The organism is Mycobacterium sp. (assembly GCF_049683355.1).
Classification (GTDB): Bacteria; Actinomycetota; Actinomycetes; order Mycobacteriales; family Mycobacteriaceae; genus Mycobacterium.
This window is the reverse complement of sequence record NZ_JBAUJB010000365.1, coordinates 1-1,674: the sequence shown is the minus strand read 5'-3', so window position 1 is coordinate 1,674 and position 1,674 is coordinate 1. Positions and strand designations below refer to the sequence as shown.

Annotated in this window: 3 protein-coding genes; 1 reads left to right on the top strand and 2 read right to left on the bottom strand. The window is 63.0% G+C overall.

All coding sequences use genetic code 11. The features are described 5' to 3' along the window. The coding region (locus WA944_RS21015) for a type II toxin-antitoxin system death-on-curing family toxin (RefSeq protein ID WP_526608537.1) at positions 1 to 304 on the top strand (304 nt) is incomplete at its 5' end. On the opposite strand, the gene WA944_RS21010 is transcribed toward WA944_RS21015, so the two are convergent. Together WA944_RS21010 and WA944_RS21005 are read right to left on the bottom strand one after the other, a co-directional pair. Then, positions 299 to 958, bottom strand: coding sequence for a transposase (locus WA944_RS21010; RefSeq protein WP_526371185.1), 660 nt, complete (start codon positions 956 to 958; stop codon positions 299 to 301). The genes WA944_RS21015 and WA944_RS21010 overlap by 6 nt on opposite strands. A gap of 132 nt (positions 959 to 1,090) precedes the next feature. After that, entirely contained in the window at positions 1,091 to 1,483 is a 393-nt protein-coding gene (locus WA944_RS21005) for an IS5 family transposase (protein WP_526371189.1), read from the bottom strand. Between the last annotated feature and the right edge of the window lie 191 nt (positions 1,484 to 1,674).

The window sequence follows — 1,674 nt, the reverse complement described above, 5'->3', positions numbered from 1 at the left end:
CGGGCTGCTCGACGCCGCGGTCGCTCGGCCGCAGGCGACCGTGTTCGGAGTCGACGCCTACCCGCAGGTGTGGGACAAGGCCGCCGCGTTGCTGCAGTCGCTGGCCCGCAATCACGCACTGGTCGATGGGAACAAGCGGACAGCATGGGCAGCGGCGTGGACCTTCCTGCACCTCAACGGATCTGAGCTGGCGCACGATTTTGACGTCGATCGGGCCGAGGAACTCATGAACGACGTCGCGACCCGCGATTGCGATCTGAGCTACATCGCGGCCTCGCTGGCGGCCTTCTCCGACCGGCTATGACTTGCTGATCGCCTCCAACCGCTTGAAGATACGGGTCTTCTCGTGGATTTCGTCGAAGTCCATGTCCAGCAACACGGCCCCCATGTTCACCACGCCCGTGGCATGTTCCAGCACCCGCGGCAGGGACTCCACAAAATCGACCATTTCGGCGATGAACTCGCGGTAGCTCTGCAACGGAACATCAAGCAGCCGTGCGCAATCGGCGAGAATGTCCGCGTACTGCGACGGTACCGACAACCCGCGGCAGCGTTCCGAGATCTCCAGCAATCGCTCGTGGTAGTCCATCACGCGGTTGGCGACGTGCTTGATCGCCTCGGCATCGCACGTGTCATCCTCGCCCGAGCTGCGGAACGGCGCCATGAACGTCTGTTCGGAGGCGAAGAAGGCCGCGGCGTTTCTCAAAAAAGCCCTGTCCAAACGTAATTCGGCAGTCTCCTTGCGCAGACGTTGCAGCTCTGCGCGTTCATCGTCATCGAGCACCTCAGGATTATCGGCTGCCAAGCGCGCTTTGGCCGCCGCGACCCACCGGCCGAGCAATTGTTCTCCAACGCCGATCTCCGCGGCGAGGTGCGCCATCGGGCGTCCGGTATCGACGAGCAAACGCACGGCCTGCTCGCGATACTCCGTGGTGTACTTCTTGCGGTTTCCCGACACGGGAACATCCTCCCCGCAGGACCAGCAGTCTCGCGATCAGATGCCCCCCTCCAGGGGTCAACCCCATCGACGGCGGTGTGGATCTTGGTGGTCAACTCGCCCCGGGACCGTCCGATCCCATGACCTGCGGGTTCACGCTCGCACAGCGGCCGATTCGTGTAATTCGACCCAGCCCCCTGTGTCTTGATCAGGTCGCGTTGTGTTCGTCGCGTGCTGATGTGCTCGATTGATCGTGGCGTCCACCGACACCGTCCAGTCCAGTCGGCCGTCGGCATCAGCGCTCACCAACAGCGCCATCAACACCCGGTCCCAGGTCCCGTCCGCAGCGTAACGACGATGACGTTTCCACACCGTCTGCCACGGCCCGAACTCCGAACGTGGCAGGTCACGCCATGGGATACCGGTGCGGTACCGGTAGATGATGCCCTCCACGACACGCCGGTCATCCCCGGAAGGATGACCCCGCCGACCCTCATTGGAGGGCAACTCCGCTGAAATCAACTCCCACTGAGCATCATTGAACACACGAAACCGAGAAGCTGTCGTCACCCCGACAGCATCACCTCAAAACCCGCCCCATATGGGGGCGCTTCCGGGAAGTCCGTGGGTCATGGTGTGACCGGGTAGAGCTGTAATCCGCCGAGGTGGAAGTAGATTGCGGTCTTGAAGTGCTCTCGGTTGCGGTAGCCGCGGGCGGAGACGCGGATGGCCTGGAT